18 protein-coding genes and 1 tRNA gene are annotated in these 21,309 nt (G+C 62.8%); 5 read left to right on the top strand and 14 right to left on the bottom strand.

Annotation, left to right across the window (positions count from 1 at the left end; genetic code table 11):
- The first annotated feature begins 350 nt into the window (after nucleotides 1–350).
- The gene (locus tag ACTV8E_RS07095; protein ID WP_443199022.1) at nucleotides 351–1,139 is read left to right on the top strand and encodes an exodeoxyribonuclease III; all 789 of its coding nucleotides are present in this window, start codon (nucleotides 351–353) and stop codon (nucleotides 1,137–1,139) included.
- Nucleotides 1,140–1,269: 130 nt separating this feature from the next.
- On the opposite strand, the gene ACTV8E_RS07090 is transcribed toward ACTV8E_RS07095, so the two are convergent.
- From ACTV8E_RS07090 to glcD, 7 genes are all read right to left on the bottom strand, one after another.
- Nucleotides 1,270–2,514 carry a malic enzyme-like NAD(P)-binding protein gene (locus ACTV8E_RS07090; protein WP_443199021.1) on the bottom strand — a complete coding sequence of 415 codons (1,245 nt, stop codon included), beginning with the start codon at nucleotides 2,512–2,514 and terminating at the stop codon, nucleotides 1,270–1,272.
- 84 nt (nucleotides 2,515–2,598) lie between these two features.
- Entirely contained in the window at nucleotides 2,599–4,302 is a 1,704-nt protein-coding gene (locus ACTV8E_RS07085; protein WP_443199020.1) for an L-lactate permease, read from the bottom strand.
- 229 nt (nucleotides 4,303–4,531) lie between these two features.
- Complete coding sequence (locus ACTV8E_RS07080; protein WP_443199019.1) at nucleotides 4,532–6,709, bottom strand: malate synthase G; 2,178 nt, start codon at nucleotides 6,707–6,709, stop codon at nucleotides 4,532–4,534.
- Between the two features lie 34 nt (nucleotides 6,710–6,743).
- A complete protein-coding gene (locus tag ACTV8E_RS07075) occupies nucleotides 6,744–7,145 on the bottom strand; it encodes a heme-binding protein (protein ID WP_443199018.1) in 402 nt (133 codons plus the stop codon).
- A gap of 78 nt (nucleotides 7,146–7,223) precedes the next feature.
- Nucleotides 7,224–8,441, bottom strand: a complete 1,218-nt coding sequence (gene glcF, locus ACTV8E_RS07070) for a glycolate oxidase subunit GlcF (protein WP_443199017.1) — start codon at nucleotides 8,439–8,441, stop codon at nucleotides 7,224–7,226.
- Between the two features lie 7 nt (nucleotides 8,442–8,448).
- Nucleotides 8,449–9,510: a glycolate oxidase subunit GlcE gene (glcE, locus tag ACTV8E_RS07065; protein WP_251834627.1), complete on the bottom strand. Its 1,062-nt coding sequence runs from the start codon at nucleotides 9,508–9,510 to the stop codon at nucleotides 8,449–8,451.
- Entirely contained in the window at nucleotides 9,510–11,009 is a 1,500-nt protein-coding gene (gene glcD / locus ACTV8E_RS07060; RefSeq protein ID WP_443199016.1) for a glycolate oxidase subunit GlcD, read from the bottom strand. Before glcD ends, glcE begins: the two co-directional genes overlap by 1 nt.
- Before the next feature lie 266 nt (nucleotides 11,010–11,275).
- Here glcD and glcC point away from each other — a divergent pair, with 266 nt between their 5' ends.
- The gene (glcC, locus tag ACTV8E_RS07055; protein WP_251834629.1) at nucleotides 11,276–12,055 is read left to right on the top strand and encodes a transcriptional regulator GlcC; all 780 of its coding nucleotides are present in this window, start codon (nucleotides 11,276–11,278) and stop codon (nucleotides 12,053–12,055) included.
- A 63-nt stretch (nucleotides 12,056–12,118) separates the two neighbouring features.
- Here glcC and ACTV8E_RS07050 read toward each other — a convergent pair.
- From ACTV8E_RS07050 to rpsU, 4 genes are all read right to left on the bottom strand, one after another.
- Nucleotides 12,119–12,195, bottom strand: a tRNA-Ile gene (locus ACTV8E_RS07050).
- A 94-nt stretch (nucleotides 12,196–12,289) separates the two neighbouring features.
- On the bottom strand, nucleotides 12,290–14,143 hold the full coding sequence (gene rpoD / locus ACTV8E_RS07045) for an RNA polymerase sigma factor RpoD (RefSeq protein ID WP_443199015.1): 1,854 nt from the start codon (nucleotides 14,141–14,143) through the stop codon (nucleotides 12,290–12,292).
- A gap of 57 nt (nucleotides 14,144–14,200) precedes the next feature.
- Nucleotides 14,201–16,153: a DNA primase gene (gene dnaG / locus ACTV8E_RS07040; RefSeq protein WP_443199014.1), complete on the bottom strand. Its 1,953-nt coding sequence runs from the start codon at nucleotides 16,151–16,153 to the stop codon at nucleotides 14,201–14,203.
- A gap of 145 nt (nucleotides 16,154–16,298) precedes the next feature.
- A complete protein-coding gene (rpsU, locus tag ACTV8E_RS07035) occupies nucleotides 16,299–16,514 on the bottom strand; it encodes a 30S ribosomal protein S21 (protein WP_003085057.1) in 216 nt (71 codons plus the stop codon).
- A gap of 203 nt (nucleotides 16,515–16,717) precedes the next feature.
- Between rpsU and tsaD the strand changes: the two genes are divergently transcribed.
- On the top strand, nucleotides 16,718–17,743 hold the full coding sequence (gene tsaD, locus ACTV8E_RS07030) for a tRNA (adenosine(37)-N6)-threonylcarbamoyltransferase complex transferase subunit TsaD (RefSeq protein WP_251834632.1): 1,026 nt from the start codon (nucleotides 16,718–16,720) through the stop codon (nucleotides 17,741–17,743).
- A gap of 59 nt (nucleotides 17,744–17,802) precedes the next feature.
- Here the strand turns inward: tsaD and plsY are convergent, their stop codons facing one another.
- Nucleotides 17,803–18,372 carry a glycerol-3-phosphate 1-O-acyltransferase PlsY gene (plsY, locus tag ACTV8E_RS07025; protein WP_251834633.1) on the bottom strand — a complete coding sequence of 190 codons (570 nt, stop codon included), beginning with the start codon at nucleotides 18,370–18,372 and terminating at the stop codon, nucleotides 17,803–17,805.
- A gap of 78 nt (nucleotides 18,373–18,450) precedes the next feature.
- On the opposite strand from plsY, the gene folB reads away from it, so the two are divergent.
- A complete protein-coding gene (folB, locus tag ACTV8E_RS07020) occupies nucleotides 18,451–18,804 on the top strand; it encodes a dihydroneopterin aldolase (protein WP_251834634.1) in 354 nt (117 codons plus the stop codon).
- Entirely contained in the window at nucleotides 18,795–19,340 is a 546-nt protein-coding gene (gene folK, locus ACTV8E_RS07015) for a 2-amino-4-hydroxy-6-hydroxymethyldihydropteridine diphosphokinase (protein WP_443199013.1), read from the top strand. The genes folB and folK overlap by 10 nt, the downstream gene beginning before the upstream one ends.
- A 129-nt stretch (nucleotides 19,341–19,469) precedes the next feature.
- On the opposite strand, the gene ACTV8E_RS07010 is transcribed toward folK, so the two are convergent.
- The gene (locus tag ACTV8E_RS07010) at nucleotides 19,470–20,729 is read right to left on the bottom strand and encodes a multifunctional CCA addition/repair protein (RefSeq protein WP_443199012.1); all 1,260 of its coding nucleotides are present in this window, start codon (nucleotides 20,727–20,729) and stop codon (nucleotides 19,470–19,472) included.
- 49 nt (nucleotides 20,730–20,778) lie between these two features.
- Nucleotides 20,779–21,291 (bottom strand): DUF4136 domain-containing protein, encoded by a 513-nt coding sequence (locus ACTV8E_RS07005; protein ID WP_443199011.1) that lies wholly within the window; start codon nucleotides 21,289–21,291, stop codon nucleotides 20,779–20,781.
- Between the last annotated feature and the right edge of the window lie 18 nt (nucleotides 21,292–21,309).

The following is a 21,309-nucleotide window of genomic DNA, read 5'->3' as shown; positions in this document are numbered from 1 at the left end:
TTAACAGCTATTTTTTACGGCAGCTTCGTTACAGTTTCACGACGTCAGGGGTGCAGTCATCAGGTGAATAAATGCCCGCGCGGCTGGCGCGGAAATCTGACTGTTGAACCTTGCCGCGGTTCCCTCAGCAGGAGCAATTCAGGCGGTATATAGGTGCAGACGAGGCGCCGCGCATAGCCACGAGCGAACACATTGTGCGCAGCTGTCCAGGTAGGTTTTGCTGTGCTCTACAACGGTTGTACATCGCGGGGGTAGAACCGATGGTGTGCCGAGGCTTCTATTGTTAAGCCCACCTGCTTCCACGCTCGCGCGGAACAGGCTCTGCGTCCTGTCGATCAGCGAGGCCCCGCGTGCAGACCTTGAAAATCGCCACCTTCAATATCAACGGTATTCGCTCACGCCTGCCGGCGTTGCTGCAGTGGCTGGAGTGCGAACAGCCGGACGTGGCCTGCCTGCAGGAACTCAAGGCTGCGGATGTGGCCTTTCCCATCCTGGATATCCAAGCGGCCGGCTATGGCGCCATCTGGCACGGCCAGGCGTCATGGAACGGTGTGGCCATTCTGGCCCGGGATGCGGAACCATTGGAGATTCGTCGCGGCTTGCCGGGTGATCCTGACGATACCCACAGTCGCTACCTCGAGGCCGCAGTGAAGGGTGTGATTGTCGCCAGCCTTTACCTGCCCAATGGCAACCCGCAGCCAGGACCCAAGTTCGACTACAAGCTCGCCTGGTTCGAACGGCTGATCCAGCACGCCGCCTCGCTGTATGCCAGCGGACACCCGGTGGTGCTGGCCGGTGATTACAACGTGGTGCCCACCGACGACGACATCTACAACACGCGCTCCTGGCGTAAGGACGCGCTGCTCCAACCGGAAACCCGTGCGTGCTATCAGCGGTTGCTGGCTCAGGGGTGGACGGATGCCCTGCGTGCGCGCTTTCCGCAAGAGCGCATCTATACGTTCTGGGATTACTTTCGCCAGCACTGGGAAAAGGACTCGGGCCTGCGCATCGACCACCTGCTACTCAGCCCCGACCTGGCGCCACGGCTACAGAACGCCGGTGTCGATCGCTGGGTGCGCGATCAGCCCCGCGCCAGTGACCATGCACCGACCTGGGTTGAATTAGAGGTGAGCGAATAAGAGGGGATAAGTCAGTAGGGTGGACAACGTTTTTTTCCACCGAGCGGTGGTGGTGGATGTGAAAAGCGACATCCACCCTACGGTTACTCCCCCCATCGCCAGCACGCTAGCCGCTACCCAAGGCGGTCGATCACAGCGGGTAGTGGGCAGGGTAGGGCAAGCGGGCAACACCCGAATCGACCGCAGCTTTAGCCACGGCACCGGCCACGGCACCCAGCAGTCGCGCGTCCAGCGGCTTGGGCAGAATGTAGTCAGGGCCAAACTCCAGGCGGTCGATGTTGAATGCTTGCAGCATTTCGACCGGCGTCGGCTCCTTGGCCAACTGGCGCAGGGCTTCAACGGCTGCGATCTTCATCTCTTCGTTAATTCGCGCAGCACGTACATCCAGGGCGCCGCGGAAGATGAAGGGGAAACCCAGTACGTTGTTCACCTGGTTCGGGTAATCGGAGCGGCCTGTGGCCAGGATCAGGTCGTCGCGCAGGCTCATGGCCAGTTCCGGCTGGATTTCCGGATCGGGATTCGAGCAGGCAAAGACGATCGGCTTGGGCGCCATGGCCAGCAGTGCGTCTGCCGTCAGCAGGTTTCCACCCGAAAGGCCGATGAACACGTCGGCGCCTTGCATGGCGTCCAGCAGGGTGCGGGGGCCGCCGTCATTAACGAAGGCTTGCTTGTGGCTGACGAGATCGCCACGGTCGGAACGGATCACACCTTGGCGGTCGACCAGGTACAGGTTCTCGCGACGGGCACCAAGACTGAGCAGCAGCTTCATGCAGGCGATGGCCGCCGCGCCGGCGCCGAGGCAGACGATGCGTGCGTCAGAAAGCAGTTTGCCCTGGATTTCCAGCGCATTGAGCATGCCGGCGGCGGTGACGATGGCGGTGCCGTGCTGGTCGTCGTGGAACACCGGGATGTCGCACTGCTCGATCAGGATCTTCTCGATCTCAAAGCACTCGGGCGCCTTGATGTCTTCCAGGTTGATGCCGCCGAAGGTATCGGCGATGCGCGCAACCGTGTCGATGAAGGCTTGGGGGCTTTCCGACTTGACCTGGATATCCACCGAATCAATGCCTGCGAAACGCTTGAACAGCAGGGCCTTGCCTTCCATAACCGGTTTGCTGGCCAGCGGCCCGAGGTCGCCGAGACCGAGGATGGCGCTACCGTCGCTGATCACTGCGACAAGGTTGCCCTTGCCGGTAAAGCGGTAGGCATTTTCAGGGTTGGCGGCAATCGCGCGAACGGGCTCGGCTACACCGGGACTGTAGGCTAGGGCGAGGTGGGCGGCGGTATCGGCGGGTTTGCTCAGTGCGATGCTGATTTTGCCGGGGGTGGGGAATTCGTGGTAATCCAGCGCGGCTTGTTTGAAGTCAGTAGTCATCTGAAGCCTCTTGCTATGCATCAGCGCCGGTTAAACCGGCGCTGTGCTTTATCATTTTCAGTTAGAGCTCGGAGTCGATGCAGCTCAGTTGCTGGCGATCACCAAGGGGTCGGTAATGCCCATGATGAACACGGCAATCAACCCGATACCACCGGCCAGGATGAGGTAGTACAGGGTCGGTAGCATGGTTTTGCGCAAGGTGATGCCTTCACGTCCCAGCAAACCTACCGTCGCCGAGGCCGCCACCACGTTGTGGATAGCGATCATGTTGCCCGCCGCCGCACCGACGGATTGCAGCGCTACCATCAACGCACCGGACATGCCCAGAAGCTCAGCGGCGTTGAACTGGAACTGCGACAGCATCAGGTTGGACACGGTGTTGGAGCCGGCAATGAACGCGCCGAGCGCACCGACTGCCGGTGCAAAGAACGGATACACATCGCCTACGCTGTCGGCCACCAGACGCGCCATGGCCACCGGCATGGAGATCAGGTCCGACGCGTTGACCCCGGAGTTGATCAGAATGCGCACCATCGGGATGGTGAAGATCAACACGAAGCCAGCACCCAGCAGCGTTTTGCTGGACTCGCTGAACGCAGTCACCAGCTCACTTACCCGCATGCGATGCATGAAGAAGGTCCCCAGCGCAGCGATGCACAGCAGGCCACCCGGCAGGTAGAGCAGTTCCAGGGTTCCGGATACGCCCGTTTCGCCCATGATGTCCTTCCAGCCGAAGCTCAGGGACAACAGCCAGGCCTTCAGCTCAGGTACGTTGCGCGTCAGCACCAGCAGCACAGCCAGCAGCACGTAGGGCGCCCACGCCATGGGCACGGAAATCGCTTTTTTACCGGACATATCGTCCAGCTTCATTTCGATCTTGCCCATCCACTCGGCTGGCCACTCGCTGGCCGGCGCGAAATCCCAGCTCTGCTTGGGGATTAGGAAGCCTGCCTTGGCGGCCGGTACCACAATGGCCAGGCCTACCAGGGCACCGATCATCGAGGGGAATTCCGGGCCGAGGAACACGCCAGCCGCCGCGTAAGGGATGACGAAGGCAAAGCCGGTGAAGATGGCGAACGGCGCGATGGCCAGGCCTTCGGTCCAGGAACGGTTCTTGCCGAAGAAGCGAGTCATGATGCTGATCATGATCAGCGGCATGAGAATCCCGCACAGGGCATGAATGATCGCGACACGCGAGAAGATCAGGTGGAAGAACACCTCCCAGCTGCTGCCCAGCGTGACCAGCTGCTCGCTGATCCCGCTTTTGTCCAGGCCGGCCCCCACGCCCACCAGGATCGGCGTACCGACTGCGCCGAAGGACACCGGCGTGGATTGCACCAACATGCCCAGCACGACGGCGGCCATGGCGGGGAAGCCCAGTGCCACCATCAGCGGAGCGACCACGGCGGCCGGTGTACCGAAGCCGGATGCGCCTTCGATGAAGCAGCCGAACAGCCACGCCACGATCACCGCCTGAACGCGGCGGTCAGGGCTGATGTTGGAGAAGCCGCGCCGAATCGCGCTGATCCCCCCCGAGTGCTTCAGCGTGTTGAGCAGCAGGATCGCGCCGAAGACGATCCAGAGAATCGCGGCGGTGAGGATCAGGCCTTGCAACGTTGAGGCAATGACCCGGTTGAGCGTCATGTCCCAGGCCAGCAGCCCGATCACCGCCGTCAGGACGAAAACCAGCGGCATTGCATACTTGGCGGGCCATCGAAAGCCGATCAGCAGCACACCCGCTAGCACCAGTGGCACGAAGGCCAGAATGGACAGTAGTGTTTGACTCATGCTTGGGTCCCTTTTTTTTGTTGTGAACCACTTTCAGTAATGCCTGGATGTACCCGGCGTTTTGCATAACCCCGTCGTGTGGACGAAGCCTGGGTTGCAAGTTGGCAGATGCGAATACCTACAGCCCGATGCTTGAAAGCCCCAGGCAGCTTAGGCTGTCTGGGGCTTGTAAATCGTCACGGCTGCGAACGCGCAGTGCGTTGCGCAGCTGTGATTGCCCTTGTGTTACTCAGTTGGCTTCCTTGAAGCGGCGACGCCAGGCATGCAGCAGCGGCTCGGTGTAACCCGCAGGCTGTTCCCGTCCCTTGAACACCAGGTCCGCAGCTGCCTGGAAGGCAATCGACTGCGTGTAGTCGGTGGACATGGGGCGGTATAGCGGATCGCCAGCATTCTGATGGTCCACCACTTTGGCCATGCGCTCAAGGGTTTCCTGAACCTGCTCGCGCGTCACCACGCCATGGTGTAGCCAGTTGGCGATGTGCTGGGCGGAGATGCGCAGGGTGGCGCGGTCTTCCATCAGGCCGACGTTGTGGATGTCCGGCACCTTGGAACAGCCAACGCCTTGCTCGACCCAGCGCACCACGTAGCCGAGGATGCCTTGGCAGTTGTTGTCCAGCTCCTGCTGCTTCTCTTCGGCGCTCCAGTTGGCCTCGGCGACGACCGGAATGGTCAGCAGGTCGTTGAGCAGTTGTTCGCGCTCGGCGGCCAGGTCAACCTTCTCCAGCTCGCTCTGTACGGCCTGCACGTCCACCTGGTGGTAGTGCAGCGCATGCAGCGTGGCGCCGGTGGGCGACGGTACCCAGGCGGTGTTGGCGCCGGATTGCGGGTGACCGATCTTCTGCTCGAGCATGGCCGCCATCAGATCCGGCATGGCCCACATGCCCTTGCCGATCTGCGCCTTGCCCTTGAGACCGCAGGCCAGGCCGACCAGCACGTTGTTGCGCTCGTAGGACTTGATCCACGGGGTGTTCTTGATGTCGCCCTTGCGCATCACCGGGCCGGCTTCCATGCAGGTGTGCATCTCGTCGCCGGTGCGGTCGAGGAAGCCGGTGTTGATGAAGGCCACACGGTGCTTGGCGGCGCCGATGCAGGCCATGAGGTTGGCGCTGGTGCGGCGCTCCTCGTCCATGATGCCCATCTTCAGGGTATGGCGCGGCACGTCGATCAGGTCTTCAACGCGGCTGAACAGCTCATCGGCGAAGGCGACTTCCACAGGACCGTGCATCTTCGGCTTGACGATGTAAACGCTGCCGGTGCGCGAGTTGCCCTTGCGCGCCAGGTCGTGCTTGGCGATCAGGCTGGTGAACACGCCGTCCATGATGCCCTCGGGGATCTCGCTGCCGTCTTCGAGCAGGATCGCCGGGTTGGTCATCAGGTGACCGACGTTACGCACGAACAGCAGCGAGCGGCCGTGCAGGCTCAGGGTGCCACCGTTCGGGGCGCTGTATTCGCGGTCCGGGTTCAGGCGACGCACGAAGCTGGTGTTGCCCTTGACCACTTCCTCGCTGAGGGTCCCCTTGGCAATGCCCAGCCAGTTGCGGTAGGCCAGCACCTTGTCGTCGGCATCGACGGCGGCGACCGAGTCTTCGCAGTCGAGAATGGTGGAAATCGCGGCTTCGATCAGCAGATCCTTGACGCCGGCGGCGTCGGTTTGGCCGATCGGGCTGTTGGGGTCGATCTGGATCTCAACGTGCAGGCCGTTGTTCTTCAGCAGCACGGCCTTGGGCTCGAGTGCATCGCCCTGGAAACCGACGAATTTTTCCGGCTGGGCCAGTGCGGTGACGTTGCCGTTCTCCAGCGTGACCTTCAGTTGGCCATCCTGCACGCGGTAGTTGACCGCGTCGGCATGGCTGCCTGCGGCCAGCGGCGCAGCCTGATCGAGGAAATTGCGGGCGAAGGCGATCACCTTGGCGCCGCGCACTTCGTTGTAGCCCGGCCCCTTCTGCGCGCCACCTTCTTCGCTGATGGCATCGGTGCCATAGAGGGCGTCGTAGAGCGAGCCCCAGCGGGCGTTGGCGGCGTTCAGCGCGTAGCGCGCGTTCATGATCGGCACCACCAGCTGCGGGCCGGCCTGGCTGGAGATCTCGACGTCGACGTTGGCGGTTTCGATCTTCACCTGCTCGGGCACCGGCAGCAGGTAGCCGATGGACTCGAGGAAGGCGCGGTAGGCCGGCATGTCCTTGATCGGACCGGGATTGGCCTTGTGCCAGGTGTCCAGTTCGACCTGAATGCGGTCGCGCACGGCCAGCAGTTCACGGTTCTTCGGCGCCAGATCATGGGCTAGGGCGTCCAGGCCCTGCCAGAAGGCGGCGGCGTCGAGGCCGGTACCCGGCAGGACTTCGTCTTCGATAAAACGCTGCAGAGTGGTCGCTACACGCAGGCGACCCAGGGTTGCACGCTCAGTCATGCTCTTATTCTCCTTTGTTGTCTGGCCTGAAAAATCAGTTGAGGACGGCGGCGCCGGCCTTGGCGATCTGGGCATCCTGCGCGGCGGTGACGCCGGACACACCCACCGAGCCGACGATCTGGCCGTCGACGATCACCGGTACGCCGCCTTCCAGCGAGCACACCACCGGCGCTGACAGGAAGGCGTTGCGGCCGCCGTTGACCATGTCTTCGTAGCCCTTGGTTTCGCGACGACCCAGCGCTGCGCTGCGGGCTTTCTCGGTGGCAATGTAGGCAGCGATCGGCGCGCAGCCGTCAAGACGCTCAAGACCCAGCAGGTGGCCGCCGTCATCGGCGACCGCGACGGTCACCGCCCAGCCATTGGCCTGCGCCTCGGCACGGGCGGCGGCGAGGATGGCGGTGACTTCGGTCTGGCCCAGTACGGCTTTGGTTTTCATGCTTTCTCCTATCGAATTCGATCTGCGCCAATGCGCAGGTGGGTTGCAAGTGTTCAGGTTCGCTCGGCTTCTTCAGCCTTACTGCATCGACTCCTCGACAATCTCGATCCAATGCTTGACCGGCGTGCGCCCGGCGCCGTCCAGGTGGGTCTGGCAGCCGATGTTGGCGGTGACGATCACCTCCGGCTTGCCGCTTTCCAGGGCGTTGAGCTTGTTGTCGCGTAGCTGCTTGGATATCTCCGGCTGGGTCAGCGAGTAACTGCCCGCTGAACCGCAGCACAGGTGCGCATCGGGCACCGTAGTGAGCTGGAAGCCCAGTCGGGTCAACACGTCTTCGACCGCGCCGCTCAGCTTCTGGGCATGCTGCAGGGTGCACGGGCAATGGAAGGCCATGCGCATGGTGGATTTGACCCCGAGCTTTTCCAGCTCGGCACCACGCAGCACCTCGACCAGGTCCTTGGCCAGCTCGCTGACGCGCGCCGCCTTGGCGGCGTAAGCCGGATCGTCCTTGAGCAGGTGGCCGTATTCCTTGACGAAGGCACCACAGCCACTGGCGGTCTGCACGATGGCTTCGGCCCCCGCCTCGATGGCGGGCCACCAGGCGTCGATATTGCGCCGGGCGCGTTCAAGGCCGGCATCCTGAGCGTTAAGGTGGTAGTCCACCGCGCCACAGCAACCGGCTTCGCGGGCCGGCGTGACGCTGATGCCGAGACGGTCCAGCACCCGCGCGGTCGCGGCATTGGTGTTGGGCGACAGGCTCGGCTGCACGCAGCCTTCGAGCATCAGCACGGTGCGACTGTGGGTGGTCTGCGGGCGCGGTTTGGCCGGGCGGATCTCGCGCGGCAAGTGAGCTTGCAGCGAGGCCGGCAGCAGCGGGCGCAGCGCATTGCCGGTGTTCAAGAGTGCCTTGAACAGGGCAGGGCGTGGCACCACGGTGCGCAGGCCACCGCGCAGCAGACGCTCGCTGGTGGTGCGCGGTACCTGGCGCTCGATGAAATCGCGGCCGATGTCCAGCAGGTTGTGGTACTTCACGCCGGACGGGCAGGTGGTTTCGCAGTTGCGACAGGTCAGGCAGCGATCCAGGTGCAGCTGGGTGCTCTGGGTTACTTCGCCGCCTTCGAGCATCTCCTTCATCAGGTAGATGCGCCCGCGCGGGCCGTCCAGCTCGTCGCCGAGCAGTTGGTAGGTCGGGCAGGTGGCATTGCAGAAACCGCAGTGCACGCAGGAACGCAGAATGCTTTCGGCTTCTTCGGCACGCGGCAGCTGCTTGGCCGCTTCGCTCAGATTCGTTTGCATAGCGTCATCAGACCTCGGAATACAGGTGGCCGGGATTGAAGATGCCCTGCGGGTCGAGCGCCGCCTTGAGCTGGCGGTGATAGCGCAGCAGCGGCTCCGGCAGCGGCTGGAACGGGCTGTCAGTAACGCCCAAGGTGTAGCACTGGGCATGGCCGCCGACTTCGCGGGCGATGCCACGGATCATCTCCGCATCGGCATCGCTCTTCAGCCAGCGCTGGGCCCCGGCCCAGTCCATCAGTTGCTCGCCAGGCAGTGCCAGCACCGGCGTATTGTTGGGCAGGGACAGGCGCCACAGCGGGCGCGCGTCGGCAAAGAACGCCAGGCGCTGTTCGCGCAGGTCGTTCCAGTAGCCGGCATCCAGATCTTCACCGCCGATCCGTTCACGGGCGGCCTTGACCGAGCCTTCACCGCCTTCCAGTCGCAAGTGCAGCGCCTGGCCGTCATGGCTGGCCGCGCTGATCGGAATCGGCTGCTGGCCCCAGTCGGCGAGCTTGAGCAGGGCAAGCTCCTGGTCGATTTCCAGGCGCAGGCTGCTGCACAGGCGCGGCTTGGGCAGCACCTTGAGCGAAACTTCGGTGAGCACGCCGAGGCAACCGAAACTGCCGGCCATCAAGCGCGACAGGTCGTACCCGGCGACGTTCTTCATCACTTCGCCACCGAAGCGCAGGTGCTTGCCCTGGCCGGTGATGATGCGCGTGCCGAGTACGAAATCGCGGACCGATCCGCTCCACGGCCGACGGGGACCGGAAAGTCCGGTGGCGATCATGCCGCCGACCGTGGCGCCCGGACCGAAATGCGGCGGCTCGCAGGGCAGCATCTGCCCGGCGGCGTCCAGCGCGGCTTCCAGCTCCGCCAGCGGCGTGCCGGCGCGCACGCTGACCACCAGCTCGGTAGGGTCGTAGCTGACGATGCCGCGATGTGAGCGCGTGTCGAGCAGTTCGCCCTCGACCGGACGACCGAGAAAGCCTTTACTGCCGCTGCCCTGAATGCGCAGTGGCGTCTTGCTGGCGAGCGCCTGATTGACCTGATCCAGCAACTGGGCGCTGGTGTCGTTTTCAAATACGGACATTAGAAACGCTCCAGTTCGGGGAAGGGCAACTCGCCGTTGTGGATATGCATGCGGCCGAACTCGGCGCAACGATGCAGCGTCGGGATGTTCTTGCCGGGGTTGAGCAGGCCGCTGGGATCGAAGGCCGCCTTCACCGCGTGGAACAAGGTCAGCTCGTCGGCGTTGAACTGCGAGCACATCTGATTGATCTTCTCGCGACCCACCCCGTGTTCCCCGGTAATGCTGCCGCCCACTTCGACGCACAGCTCGAGGATCTTGCCGCCCAGGTTTTCGGCGCGCTCCAGCTCACCGGGCTGGTTGGCATCGAACAGAATCAGCGGGTGCATGTTGCCGTCGCCGGCGTGGAATACGTTGGCCACGCGCAGGCCGTACTGCTCGGAGAGGTCGGCGATGCCCTTGAGCACGCCCGGCAGCTCGCGGCGCGGGATGGTGCCGTCCATGCAGTAGTAGTCTGGCGAAATGCGCCCGACCGCTGGGAAGGCGTTCTTGCGCCCGGCCCAGAAGCGTGCGCGTTCGTCTTCGTTTTGTGCCAGCCTCACCTCGGTGGCGCCGGCCAGCTTGAGCACTTCGCTGACGCGTGTGCAGTCGTCATGCACGTCGGCCTCGACGCCATCCAGTTCGCAGAGCAGGATCGCCTCGGCATCCACCGGGTAGCCGGCGTGGATGAAATCTTCCGCAGCGCGGATCGACAGGTTGTCCATCATCTCCAGGCCGCCGGGGATGATGCCCGCCGCGATGATGTCGCCTACCGCGCGGCCGGCCTTTTCCACCGAGTCGAAGGCGGCCAGCAGCACCTTGGCTACTTGCGGCTTGGGCAGCAGCTTGACGGTCACCTCGGTGATGATCCCGAGCATGCCTTCAGAGCCGGTAAACAGCGCCAGCAGGTCAAAACCCGGCGAATCCAGCGCGTCGGAGCCGAGCGTCATGTGCTCACCCTCGACGGTAAGAATGTCCACCTTGAGCAGGTTGTGCACGGTCAGGCCGTATTTCAGGCAGTGCACACCACCGGCGTTCTCGGCGACGTTGCCGCCGATGGAGCAGGCGATCTGTGAAGAAGGGTCCGGCGCGTAGTACAGCTCATAGGGTGCGGCGGCTTGGGAAATCGCCAGGTTGCGCACGCCAGGCTGAACGCGGGCGAAGCGACCGTCAGGATCGACTTCGAGAATCTTGGTGAAACGCGCCATCACCAGGAGAATGCCTTGTTCCAGCGGCAGCGCACCGCCGGACAAGCCCGTGCCGGCGCCACGGGCGACCACGGGCACGCCACGTTCGTGGCAGATCTTGAGCAGGGTTTGCACCTGCTCGACGTGCTCGGGCAGCACCACAAGCATCGGCGTGGTGCGATAGGCTGACAGGCCATCGCACTCGTAGGGCTTGAGGTCTTCGGTGCGGTGGAGGATTTCCAGATCGGGCAGCCGCGCTTGCAGCTCGGCCAGCAACGCGCCCTTATCGACCTTGGGCAACGCACCATCGACGCGTTCGTCGTAAAGAATATTCATAGGGCTCACACGGTGGTGGTTTTTTAATTGTTCTCGGAGTCCGCCGGTTGGCTTCACTAGAGGCGTAACCGGTCGGGCTCGCTGAGCCATGGCACCTTGAGAGTGGCCCAGGCCGCTTTTAGGAGTCCATGGGGGGCGGGACTGGTCCTACCAGTTTCGTCCTCGTCTCACCGGTGAAAGGCCGGTAGCCCTGTATCCATGCGGGTACGGTTTCGGCTGTTGGCCATATGCTTGTATGCTGGTCCTACCAGTTGGAGAGCTAAAACATGGAAAATGCCAAGGGTAATCAGCAGGGTAAAAGCCGAATCGCCGACCAGGTGGCGGAGCGCATCGAGCGGCTGATCGTCGACGGGGTGCTTAAAGTCGGCCAGGCGCTGCCGTCCGAGCGGCGCCTGGTGGAAACCCTCGGCTGCTCACGCTCGGCGCTGCGCGAGGGCCTGCGCATCCTGCGCGGACGCGGCATCATCGACACTGAGCAGGGGCGGGGCTCGTTTGTCGCCGACCTGAACCGGGGCAACGATGCGACACCGCTGATGAACCTGTTCAGCTCGCAGCCGCGTACCTTATTCGACCTGCTGGAAGTACGCGCCTTGCTGGAAGGGGAGTCGGCACGCTTGGCCGCGCTGCGCGCCACCGACGCCGATCTGCTGCTGATCAAGCGCCGCTACCAAGAAATGCTCGCCGCCTACGACGAACCGCAGCCGCTCGACCCCCGCGAGCACGCGCGCCGCGACCACGCCTTCCACCGCGCCATCAGCGAGGCCTCCCACAACCCGGTGCTGGTGCTGACGTTACAGTCGCTGAGCGAACTGATGCTGAGCACGGTGTTTGCCTCGGTAAACAACCTCTACCACCGCCCGCCGCAGAAACGACAGATCGACCGCCAACACACCCGCCTGTACCACGCGGTAATTGAACGCCTGCCCGAACAAGCCCAACGCGCCGCCCGCGAACATATCAACAGCGTGCGCGACAACCTGCGCGAGATCGAGCAAGAAGAGCAGCGATTGGTGCGATCGACGATGCGGTTGGAGGGGGTGGAGTGAGAGCTCGGGCTGGCTTTTAGTCTGATCGACACAAAAAAGCCGCGCAGTGCGCGGCTTTGAAGGTGGTGGGCCCACACGGACTCGAACCGTGGACCAAAGGATTATGAGTCCTCTGCTCTAACCAACTGAGCTATAGGCCCCCAGAAGGAAGGCGCGATTATAACGGCGTCGGCGGGGATGCGCCATCCGTCGTCCACAATGCAAAACCCCCGGTTTGGGCCGGGGGTTTTGGTATCACTCGTCGAGGAAGGAGCGCAGGTGCTCGCTTCGTGTCGGGTGGCGCAGCTTGCGCAGTGCCTTGGCTTCGATCTGGCGGATACGTTCGCGGGTGACATCGAACTGCTTGCCGACTTCCTCGAGGGTGTGGTCGGTATTCATGTCGATGCCGAAGCGCATGCGCAGGACCTTGGCTTCGCGGGCGGTGAGGCCCGAGAGCACGTCGCGGGTGGCTTCCTTGAGGCTTTCCACGGTCGCCACGTCGATCGGCGATTGCATGGCGGAGTCTTCAATGAAGTCGCCCAGGTGCGAGTCTTCGTCGTCACCGATCGGGGTTTCCATGGAGATCGGCTCTTTGGCGATCTTCAATACCTTGCGGACCTTGTCCTCGGGCATTTCCATGCGTTCGCCCAGCTCTTCCGGAGTGGGCTCGCGGCCCATTTCCTGCAGCATCTGGCGAGAGATGCGGTTGAGCTTGTTGATCGTCTCGATCATATGCACCGGGATACGGATGGTGCGCGCCTGGTCGGCGATCGAGCGGGTGATCGCCTGGCGAATCCACCAGGTGGCGTAGGTCGAGAACTTGTAGCCGCGACGGTATTCGAACTTGTCCACCGCCTTCATCAGGCCAATGTTGCCTTCCTGGATCAGGTCGAGGAATTGCAGGCCGCGGTTGGTGTACTTCTTGGCAATCGAGATCACCAGACGCAGGTTGGCCTCGACCATTTCCTTCTTGGCGCGACGGGCCTTGGCCTCGCCGATGGACATGCTGCGGTTGATGTCCTTGATCTCGGCAATCGTCAGGCCGACTTCGTTTTCAAGGTCGATCAGCTTTTGCTGGTTGCGCTTTATGTCGTCCTGCAGGTTGCCAATGGCTTCGGCGTACTTCGCCTTGCCCTTGGCCAGGCCTTCGCTCCAGGTCAAGTCGACTTCGTTGTGCGGGAACAGCTTGAGGAAGTCGGTACGCGGCATGCGCGCGTCACGCACGCACAGCTGCATGATGGCGCGTTCCTGCTGGCGCACACGGTACAGGGCGCTGCGCACGGTCTCGACCAGGGGATCGTACTGCTTGGGTACGAGCTTGATCGGCATGAACAAGATGCCCAGGGCGTCCAGCTCGGCATTGGCCTGCTTGCTGCCACGGCCGTATTTTTTCAAGGCCTTGTTGGCAACTTCCAGTTGGTCGGCAATAGCCGTGAAACGGCGCAGGGCTTCTTCCGGGTCCGGGCCGCCATCACCTTCTTCTTCGGCTTCCTCGGTCTCGGTTTCTTCCTCTTCCTCGTCGTCCTTGTCCTTTGCGGCAGGCGCGGCGGGCTTGGCGATGACGGGCGCGACTTCCTCGGCGGGCACAGTGCCGTCGTCCGGGTCGATGTAGCCGTTGAAGACATCGGTCAGACGACCGCCTTCGGTGCTGACGCGTTGGTATTCGGCGAGAATGCCATCGACGATGCCGGGAAAGTGGGCCATGGCGACCATGACTTCACGGATACCTTCCTCGATGCGCTTGGCGATTTCGATTTCGCCTTCGCGGGTCAGCAGCTCAACGGTACCCATTTCGCGCATGTACATGCGCACCGGGTCCGTGGTGCGACCGATGTCGGTTTCCACGGCAGCGAGTGCCGCTGCGGCTTCTTCAGCCGCGGCTTCGTCGGTGTCGCCTTCGGCCAACAACAGGGCATCCGCATCCGGGGCAGTCTCGAATACGTTGATACCCATGTCGTTGATCATGCGGATGATGTCTTCCACCTGTTCCGGATCGGAAATATCCTCCGGCAGGTGGTCATTGACCTCAGCGTAAGTCAGGTAACCCTGCTCACGACCGCGGGCGATCAACTCTTTCAAACGAGATTGCTGTTGCGCTTTTACGGACATAACACCCTATCCACTGACGGTCTGGCGGGCTAAAAATAAGCCGAGGATTATAGCCGATTATTGACCACGCGCGCCAGATGTGCGTGTGGGCATGCCGGCATCGCGGCTGAGCAGCTCGCGTAACTGGTCTTTTTCAGCTGCGTTCAACTCGGTTAGACGTGCTTTTTGCAGGAGTTGTTCAAGGCAACGCTCCCGCTGGCGGGCCGTTAACCTAGTTATAGTGTCGAAAAATTGTTGTTCAAGGTTGTCTGCGGAAATCAGCCACTCCTTTTCTGCCAGGGCGCGCAGCAGGCGACCTTGCTCGGTGCCATGCCAGCGGGCGATGAGTTGCAGGGTGCGCAGGTTGGGATTTTTCTGCAGGGCTTCGATCAGCGCGACCAGCAGCTGCGCGTAGGTATCGTCTTCGGCGGCGAAGGTGTTGGCTTCCTCAACCTTCTGAGCCAGTTCGGGGTGATGCAGCAACGTGCGTAGCGCGCTCAGGTTGGGCGGCTCGACACTGACGGCGGTGCGCGGCGCGCGCGGCTGGAAGTCTCGCGAGCCTTTTTTCTCCCAGCGCTTGCCATCTTTTTTCCACTCGCTTTTTTGCGGGCGGGGACGCTCAAAGGCAGGGGCGGGCGAGGCGGTTTCGTAATCGGCATAGCCGGCTGAGGCCTGGTAATAAGCGTCCTCATCATAGGGCGAATACTCGCTTGGCAGTGCGCTGGATGGAGTGGGTGCCTGGGATATCGCTTCACCGCTCAGGCCGGTGATTTGTGTCAGGCGCTGGCGCATCAAGGCGCGCAGGTTGGCGCCGGGGATCTTTTCGATCAGCGGTGCAGCGAGCGTGGCCAGGTGGGCCTTGCCTTCCAGGGAGCGTGGGTCGGCTTCCTGGCTGAGTTGCTCAAAAAAATAATCCGCCAGGGGCTGGGCTTGCTGGTGGATGCGCGCCTGAAACGCCTCGGTGCCTTCGGCGCGCACCAGGGTATCCGGGTCCTCGCCTTCGGGCAGGAACAGAAAACGCGCGCGCCGGCCGTCCTGCAGGCTGGGCAAGGTGGATTCCAGGGCGCGCCAAGCCGCCTTGCGTCCGGCGGCATCGCCATCGAAGCAGAACAGTACGCTGGGCACCAGGCGGAACAGGCGCTTGAGATGCTCTTCGCTGGTGGCGGTGCCCAGTGTGGCGACCGCGTTGCGCAGGCCTTGCTGGGCGAGGGCGATGACGTCCATGTAGCCTTCGACGATCATGACTTCGTCGAGGTTGCGGTTGTGCTTGCGCGCCTCATACAGGCCGTACAGCTCCTGGCCTTTGTGAAACACCGGGGTTTCCGGGGAGTTGAGGTATTTGGGTTTGTCGTCGCCCAGTACTCGGCCGCCGAAGGCGATCACGCGTCCGCGGCTGTCGCGGATCGGGAAGATGATGCGGTCGCGAAAGCGGTCGTAGCGCTTGCCGGTTTCGGTATTTTCGATCAGCAGGCCGGCATCGATCATCGCCTTTTGCTGCAGCGGGTCGCTGCCCATGTGCTTGAGCAGGCTGTCCCAGCCCGGCGGAGCAAAGCCCAGGGCGAAGTCGCGGGCGATCAGCCCGGACAGGCCGCGTTTTTTCAGGTAGCTCACCGCCGCCTGGCGCGCGGGATGGTTTTTCAGGGCCTGGCGATAGAATTCCGAGGCGGCATGCAGCAGCGGATAAAGCGGCGAGTCGGTGGGCTGGCGTGGTTTCTGGCCGCGGCCGCCTTCCTCGCGGGGCACCTCCATGCCGGCGCGCTTGGCCAGATCCTCGACGGCCTGGGGAAAGTCCAGGTTGTCGTGGTCCATGACGAAGCCGAGGGCGTTGCCACCAGCGCCGCAGCCGAAGCAATAGTAGAACTGCTTGTCCGGGCTGACCGTGAAGGACGGTGTCTTTTCCTTGTGAAACGGGCAGCAGGCGCTGTAGTTCTTGCCGGTCTTTTTCAGCTGGATGCGCGAACTCACCACGTCGACAATGTCGGAGCGGTTCAGCAGGTCATCGATGAAAGACTGGGGAATCAAGCCGGCCATGGTTTCTCAGCATACGCCTCTGAAGTCAGAAGACGGAAACGAAAACGCTCCGCCATTCGCAAGACTGCGAAGCGGAGAATGTGGCGCTTGAAATGCCAACGCCCGGCGTTGGCCGGGCGTTGCGGTGTCGCGCTGCGGCTGTAACTTAGTACAGACGCTCGCGACGGCGCTGTTCGCGCTGTACTTTCTTGGCGTGACGCTTGACTGCGGCAGCAGCCTTGCGCTTGCGCTCGGCAGTCGGCTTCTCGTAAAACTCGCGGCTGCGAACTTCGGCCAGTACACCGGCCTTTTCGCAGGAGCGCTTGAAGCGACGCAGAGCTACGTCGAAGGGTTCGTTCTCTTTAACTTTGACGGCGGGCATCCAGGTCGTACCTTCAATTAATTACCGGGGGTGAACGCACTCCGGGCAATCGGCACAGGAGGACGTCGGTTTTCAAGGGTTGCGGATGTTAACGGTTCGGCGCCCGGAATGCAAAGCCCTTGAATCGAAAAGCGCTGGCCGGGGCGAAGTGCGGAGTTTATCATGCGGCGCTTCGAAATTGCCTAGCTGGAATGCTTTTGCCCATGCGTGTGCTGGGATTGGAAACCTCCTGTGACGAAACCGGCGTCGCCCTTTACGACAGTGAAAAGGGGCTGCTGGCCGATGCGCTGTTCAGTCAGATCGAGCAGCACCGTGTGTATGGCGGCGTGGTGCCCGAACTGGCCTCGCGTGATCACGTCAAGCGCATGATACCGCTGATTCGACAGGTGCTGGACGAGGCCGACTGCGCGCCGAACGAGATCGATGCGATCTGTTATACGGCGGGCCCAGGACTGGTGGGCGCCTTGCTGGTCGGCGCGTCCTGCGCACAGGCCCTCGCCTTTGCGTGGGGGATTCCGGCAGTCGGAGTACACCATATGGAAGGTCATTTGCTGGCGCCGATGCTGGAAGAACAGCCGCCCGCTTTTCCGTTCGTCGCATTGCTGGTGTCCGGCGGTCATACGCAGCTGGTGCGGGTCGATGGTATCGGCCGTTATCAGTTGCTCGGCGAGTCGCTGGACGATGCGGCAGGCGAAGCCTTCGATAAAACCGCCAAGATGATGGGCTTGCCTTATCCGGGCGGCCCGGAAATCGCTCGCCTGGCCGAGCACGGCACGCCGGGACGTTTCGTCTTCCCGCGTCCGATGACTGATCGGCCTGGGCTTGATTTCAGCTTCAGTGGCCTGAAAACCTTTTCTTTGAACACCTGGCAACAGTGCCAGGCCACGGGCGACGACACCGAGCAGAGTCGTTGCGACGTGGCCCTGGCGTTCCAGCAGGCGGTGGTCGACACGCTGACCATCAAGTGTAAGCGCGCACTCAAGCAGACGGGGCTGAAATCGCTGGTGATCGCTGGCGGTGTCAGTGCCAACCAGGCGCTGCGCCAGTCGCTGGAAAAAATGCTGGGCGGCATGAACGGCCAGGTGTTTTATGCCCGACCACGATTTTGCACCGACAACGGAGCGATGATTGCCTACGCGGGCTGTCAGCGTTTGCTGGCCGGTCAGCGCGATGGCCCGGCGATCTCCGTGCGGGCGCGTTGGCCGATGGAGCAGTTGCCGGCGGTCTGAAACATTGCGCCAAGCGTGCGGCTGAGAGCGTTCGTGCCAACCTTTGCTGCTATGTCGGCTTAAAAATGCCGCTCGCGTTTGGCAAGCAGGTCCTGCAAATTGCTGCGGTGGCGCCAAACGATCAGCACGGTGAGCATGCTGATGGGCAGCAATACCGCCGGGTGCTGCCAGGCCAGCAAGGGCAGGATCAAGGGCGTGGCAATCAATGAGGCCAGCGAACTGGTGCGGGTCAGCAGGAACACCAGCAGCCAGGCGGTCACGGCGAGCAGGGCGGCCGGCGGGAAGATGCCGATTAGCAAGCCCGCGGCAGTGGCCACGCCCTTGCCGCCGCGAAAACGAAAATACAGTGGATACAGATGGCCCAACACTGCGGCAAGACCGACCCAGGCCTGCTGTTGGGCCGAAAGACCGGCCAGGTAGGCGATCAGCACCGGCAGATAGCCCTTGAGCAGATCGCCGAGCAGGGTGACGGCCGCCAGGCGCCAGCCGGCCACGCGTAGCATGTTGGTCGCGCCCGGATTGCCTGAGCCGCTGGTGCGCGGGTCGGGGCCATCCACCAGCCGGCTGAGCAGGATAGCGAAGGACAGGGAGCCGAGCAGGTAGGCGAGAAGCGTCAGCAGCCAGAACATGGGTAGCCAATCCGGGGCGAGGGTGTCCCGATTCTAACGGGGTGTCGCGCCCTTGTCGTGCGGCGGAGAACAAGCAAGTTGGACAGAATATTTATCGAAGGTCTGGACGTGGACACCGTCATCGGTGTGTACGACTGGGAGCGTGGCATTCGCCAATGCCTGCGTCTGGACCTGACCTTCGCCTGGGATATTCGCGCGGCTGCTGCCAGCGATGATCTGAGCCATGCCCTCGACTACGCGGCGGTCTCCGAGCGCATTCAAGACTTTGCCAGCCAGGCACAATTCCAGTTGGTGGAAACCTTCGCCGAGCGTCTGGCCGCCGTGTTGATGGAGGAATTCCAGATTCCTGGGCTGCGTCTGAAGGTGACCAAGCCTGGCGCGGTGCCGGCGGCTGCAGGCGTTGGCGTGGAGATCGTGCGCGGATGTCTGTAAGCCGCGTCGTGCTCGGACTGGGCAGCAACATCCAGCGTACCGAGCACCTGCATGCCGGTCTCGAGGCGCTGAGCGAACTACTGGGCGAGCTGCACTGTTCGCCAGTGTTTGAGAGTTTGCCGGTGGGCATCAAGAGCGGCCCGTTCTACAACCTGGCGGTCAGCGGCACGACCCGCCTGCCGCTCGGCGAGTTGGACCGTAAACTTAAGTTCGTCGAGGCGGACAATGGCCGTTACGCCCCGGATCGCAAGGGCTTGCCGCTGGATATCGACGTGCTGCTGTACGACGAGCTGGTTGGCAATTTCCATGGTCTGATCCTGCCGCGCGCGGAAATTCTCAAGAATGCGTTCGTGCTCTGGCCGCTGGCGCTGTTGGAACCGCAGACACGGCACCCCAGCCTGGGCAAGACCTTTGCCGAATTGTGGAGTGAGGCACGCATCGATCAACAGCTCTGGCCGGTACCTTTCCAGTGGCGGGGAAGTGAATTGACCCCTGTGGACTTGCTGCAAGCCTATCCGACGCCGCCTGCCCCGTAAGGTGGCCTTGAGCGAGCGATACCCATCGTGTCAGTTGGCATTGATGGGTATCGGCGTGTGCCACCGGGTCAACCCGAGTCATCCTGGTCGCGCCTCAATCCACCCTACTCACCGTCGCTTTTTCACATCCTATGGCTGTGTTTCAGCGCCTTTCTTCAGCGCTTCGGCGTAGTCCTGTTTGTAATGCTTGAGCGCCTTGAGCCGCTCCTGTTGCAGAGCTTCGCCCAATTCCGCGCCTTGCAAACCGTTTTCCAGCAACGGCTGGATGGCTACGGCCCGCGCACGAGCGGCGGCGCCGCGCAAATAAGCGGCTTGGGGATATGGGCGTTGTTCCAATCCGAGCCGGCCGCGTGCGTCCATCTCGCTGGCCGCGATGAACTCTTCAAAACGCTGCGGGCGCCGAAAGACATCGAAGCGCTGGAGCAACTCCAGTAGCGTGCTGGGACGCAGTTCAATGGCCCGATGGCTGTGGGTGTGGTATTCGCCAACCAGCAGGGCCAGTTCGGCGCAGTCCCTGGGCACCTTGCAGCGCTCGTTGATGGCCTTGATCAGCCGGTAGCCTTTGTTTTCATGGGCGATATGGCGGGGCCATTCGGCCTTGGGTGTCAGGCCCTTGCCCACGTCGTGGAGCAGGCAGGCCCAGCGCACGGTCAGCGGTTGCTGATGCTCGGCGCATTGAAGCAGCACGCGCAGAACATGATCGCCCGTGTCGATTTCCGGGTGGTGCACCGCTGTTTGCGGTACGCCGAACAGGACATCGATTTCCGGCAGCAACTCAGCCAGCGCGCCACAGTCACGCAGCACCTGAATGAACACGTCCGGGCGCGGTTCCAACAAGGCGCGGGAAATTTCCTTCCAGCTGCGCTCGGGGGTGAGAGCACGCAACTCGCCCGATTCGCTGAGCTGACGCATCAATGCCAGGGTCGCCGGGGCGACGGTAAAACCCAAGGGGGCGTAACGGGCGGCGAAGCGCGCTACGCGCAGCACGCGGAGTGGGTCTTCGGCAAAGGCTGGGGATACGTGGCGCAGCAGGCGAGCGGCAAGGTCACGCTGGCCGCCGTAGGGGTCATAAAGCTGGCCGTGTTCGTCTTCGGCGATGGCGTTAATGGTCAGGTCGCGGCGAATCAGGTCGTCTTCCAGCGTGACATCCGGGCTGGCATGGAAGGTAAACCCACCATAGCCGCGGCCACTTTTGCGTTCGGTACGCGCCAGGGCGTATTCCTCACCCGTATGCGGGTGCAGGAAGACCGGGAAGTCCGCACCGACCGGGCGATAGCCCAGCTCGCCCATCTGTTCGGCGCTTGCGCCCACCACCACCCAATCGACCTCGGTCACCGGCCTGCCGAGCAGGCGATCACGTACGGCGCCACCAACTTTATAAATTTGCATCGTCACCTCCGTGGCCGCGCAGAATAACAGCCGGCGCGGTCAGGGACGATCACCGGGCGGGCGGCAATTCCTCGAGCAGAGCGTCCACAGCGTGCTTGAGCAGCTCGTTGCGCTGATGCGTCGGGCTCAGCCCGGTGCGGGTGATCCCTTCCCACAGCACCTTGCCGCCGGCATCGGTAATGCGCAGGCGCAACGTGCCGGTTTCATCCGAAAAACGATGGATCGCCTGGTAGGGGCCCAGCGGGTTGGGTGGTGGCATGTCGACGTGATAGTCCAGCGGGGTTTCGCGGATCGCCAGCCAGTAATACACCTGCAAGGCGCCCTCGCGGGTTTCCTGGTAACCACGGTCGGCAAAGCCTTCGCGCAAGCTCTTGGCAAGCAGCGGATATCCGGCGGGATAGGGCAACTCTCCATTGATGGCCTGATCGGGGGCCACCAATTGGTAGTCATGCACGGTACCGAAGTCTGCTGCGCTGTGGAGCACCTCCACCGGTGGAGGTGTGTCTGCTGTACTGCAGGCGATCAGCAGCAGGCTGGTCGTAAGTGTGAGACACGTGCGCATGGCAAGCCTCCAGTGCCT

This window comes from Pseudomonas sp. B392_1p (assembly GCF_052245235.1).
Classification (GTDB): domain Bacteria; phylum Pseudomonadota; class Gammaproteobacteria; order Pseudomonadales; family Pseudomonadaceae; genus Serpens; species Serpens gallinarum.
Note: the sequence above shows the minus strand (reverse complement) of the source record. Positions and strands in the feature narration are given on the sequence as shown.

Coding starts and splice junctions, on each gene's coding strand:
- ACTV8E_RS07085 (WP_443199020.1), bottom strand. CDS start 4,302: ATGAGTCAAACACTACTGTCCATTCTGGCCTTCGTGCCACTGGTGCTA.
- dnaG (WP_443199014.1), bottom strand. CDS start 16,153: ATGGCCGGCTTGATTCCCCAGTCTTTCATCGATGACCTGCTGAACCGC.
- folK (WP_443199013.1), top strand. CDS start 18,795: ATGTCTGTAAGCCGCGTCGTGCTCGGACTGGGCAGCAACATCCAGCGT.
- plsY (WP_251834633.1), bottom strand. CDS start 18,372: ATGTTCTGGCTGCTGACGCTTCTCGCCTACCTGCTCGGCTCCCTGTCC.
- ACTV8E_RS07090 (WP_443199021.1), bottom strand. CDS start 2,514: ATGACTACTGACTTCAAACAAGCCGCGCTGGATTACCACGAATTCCCC.
- rpoD (WP_443199015.1), bottom strand. CDS start 14,143: ATGTCCGTAAAAGCGCAACAGCAATCTCGTTTGAAAGAGTTGATCGCC.
- glcE (WP_251834627.1), bottom strand. CDS start 9,510: ATGTCCGTATTTGAAAACGACACCAGCGCCCAGTTGCTGGATCAGGTC.
- tsaD (WP_251834632.1), top strand. CDS start 16,718: ATGCGTGTGCTGGGATTGGAAACCTCCTGTGACGAAACCGGCGTCGCC.
- ACTV8E_RS07080 (WP_443199019.1), bottom strand. CDS start 6,709: ATGACTGAGCGTGCAACCCTGGGTCGCCTGCGTGTAGCGACCACTCTG.
- ACTV8E_RS07075 (WP_443199018.1), bottom strand. CDS start 7,145: ATGAAAACCAAAGCCGTACTGGGCCAGACCGAAGTCACCGCCATCCTC.
- ACTV8E_RS07005 (WP_443199011.1), bottom strand. CDS start 21,291: ATGCGCACGTGTCTCACACTTACGACCAGCCTGCTGCTGATCGCCTGC.
- glcC (WP_251834629.1), top strand. CDS start 11,276: ATGGAAAATGCCAAGGGTAATCAGCAGGGTAAAAGCCGAATCGCCGAC.
- glcF (WP_443199017.1), bottom strand. CDS start 8,441: ATGCAAACGAATCTGAGCGAAGCGGCCAAGCAGCTGCCGCGTGCCGAA.
- ACTV8E_RS07010 (WP_443199012.1), bottom strand. CDS start 20,729: ATGCAAATTTATAAAGTTGGTGGCGCCGTACGTGATCGCCTGCTCGGC.
- rpsU (WP_003085057.1), bottom strand. CDS start 16,514: ATGCCCGCCGTCAAAGTTAAAGAGAACGAACCCTTCGACGTAGCTCTG.
- glcD (WP_443199016.1), bottom strand. CDS start 11,009: ATGAATATTCTTTACGACGAACGCGTCGATGGTGCGTTGCCCAAGGTC.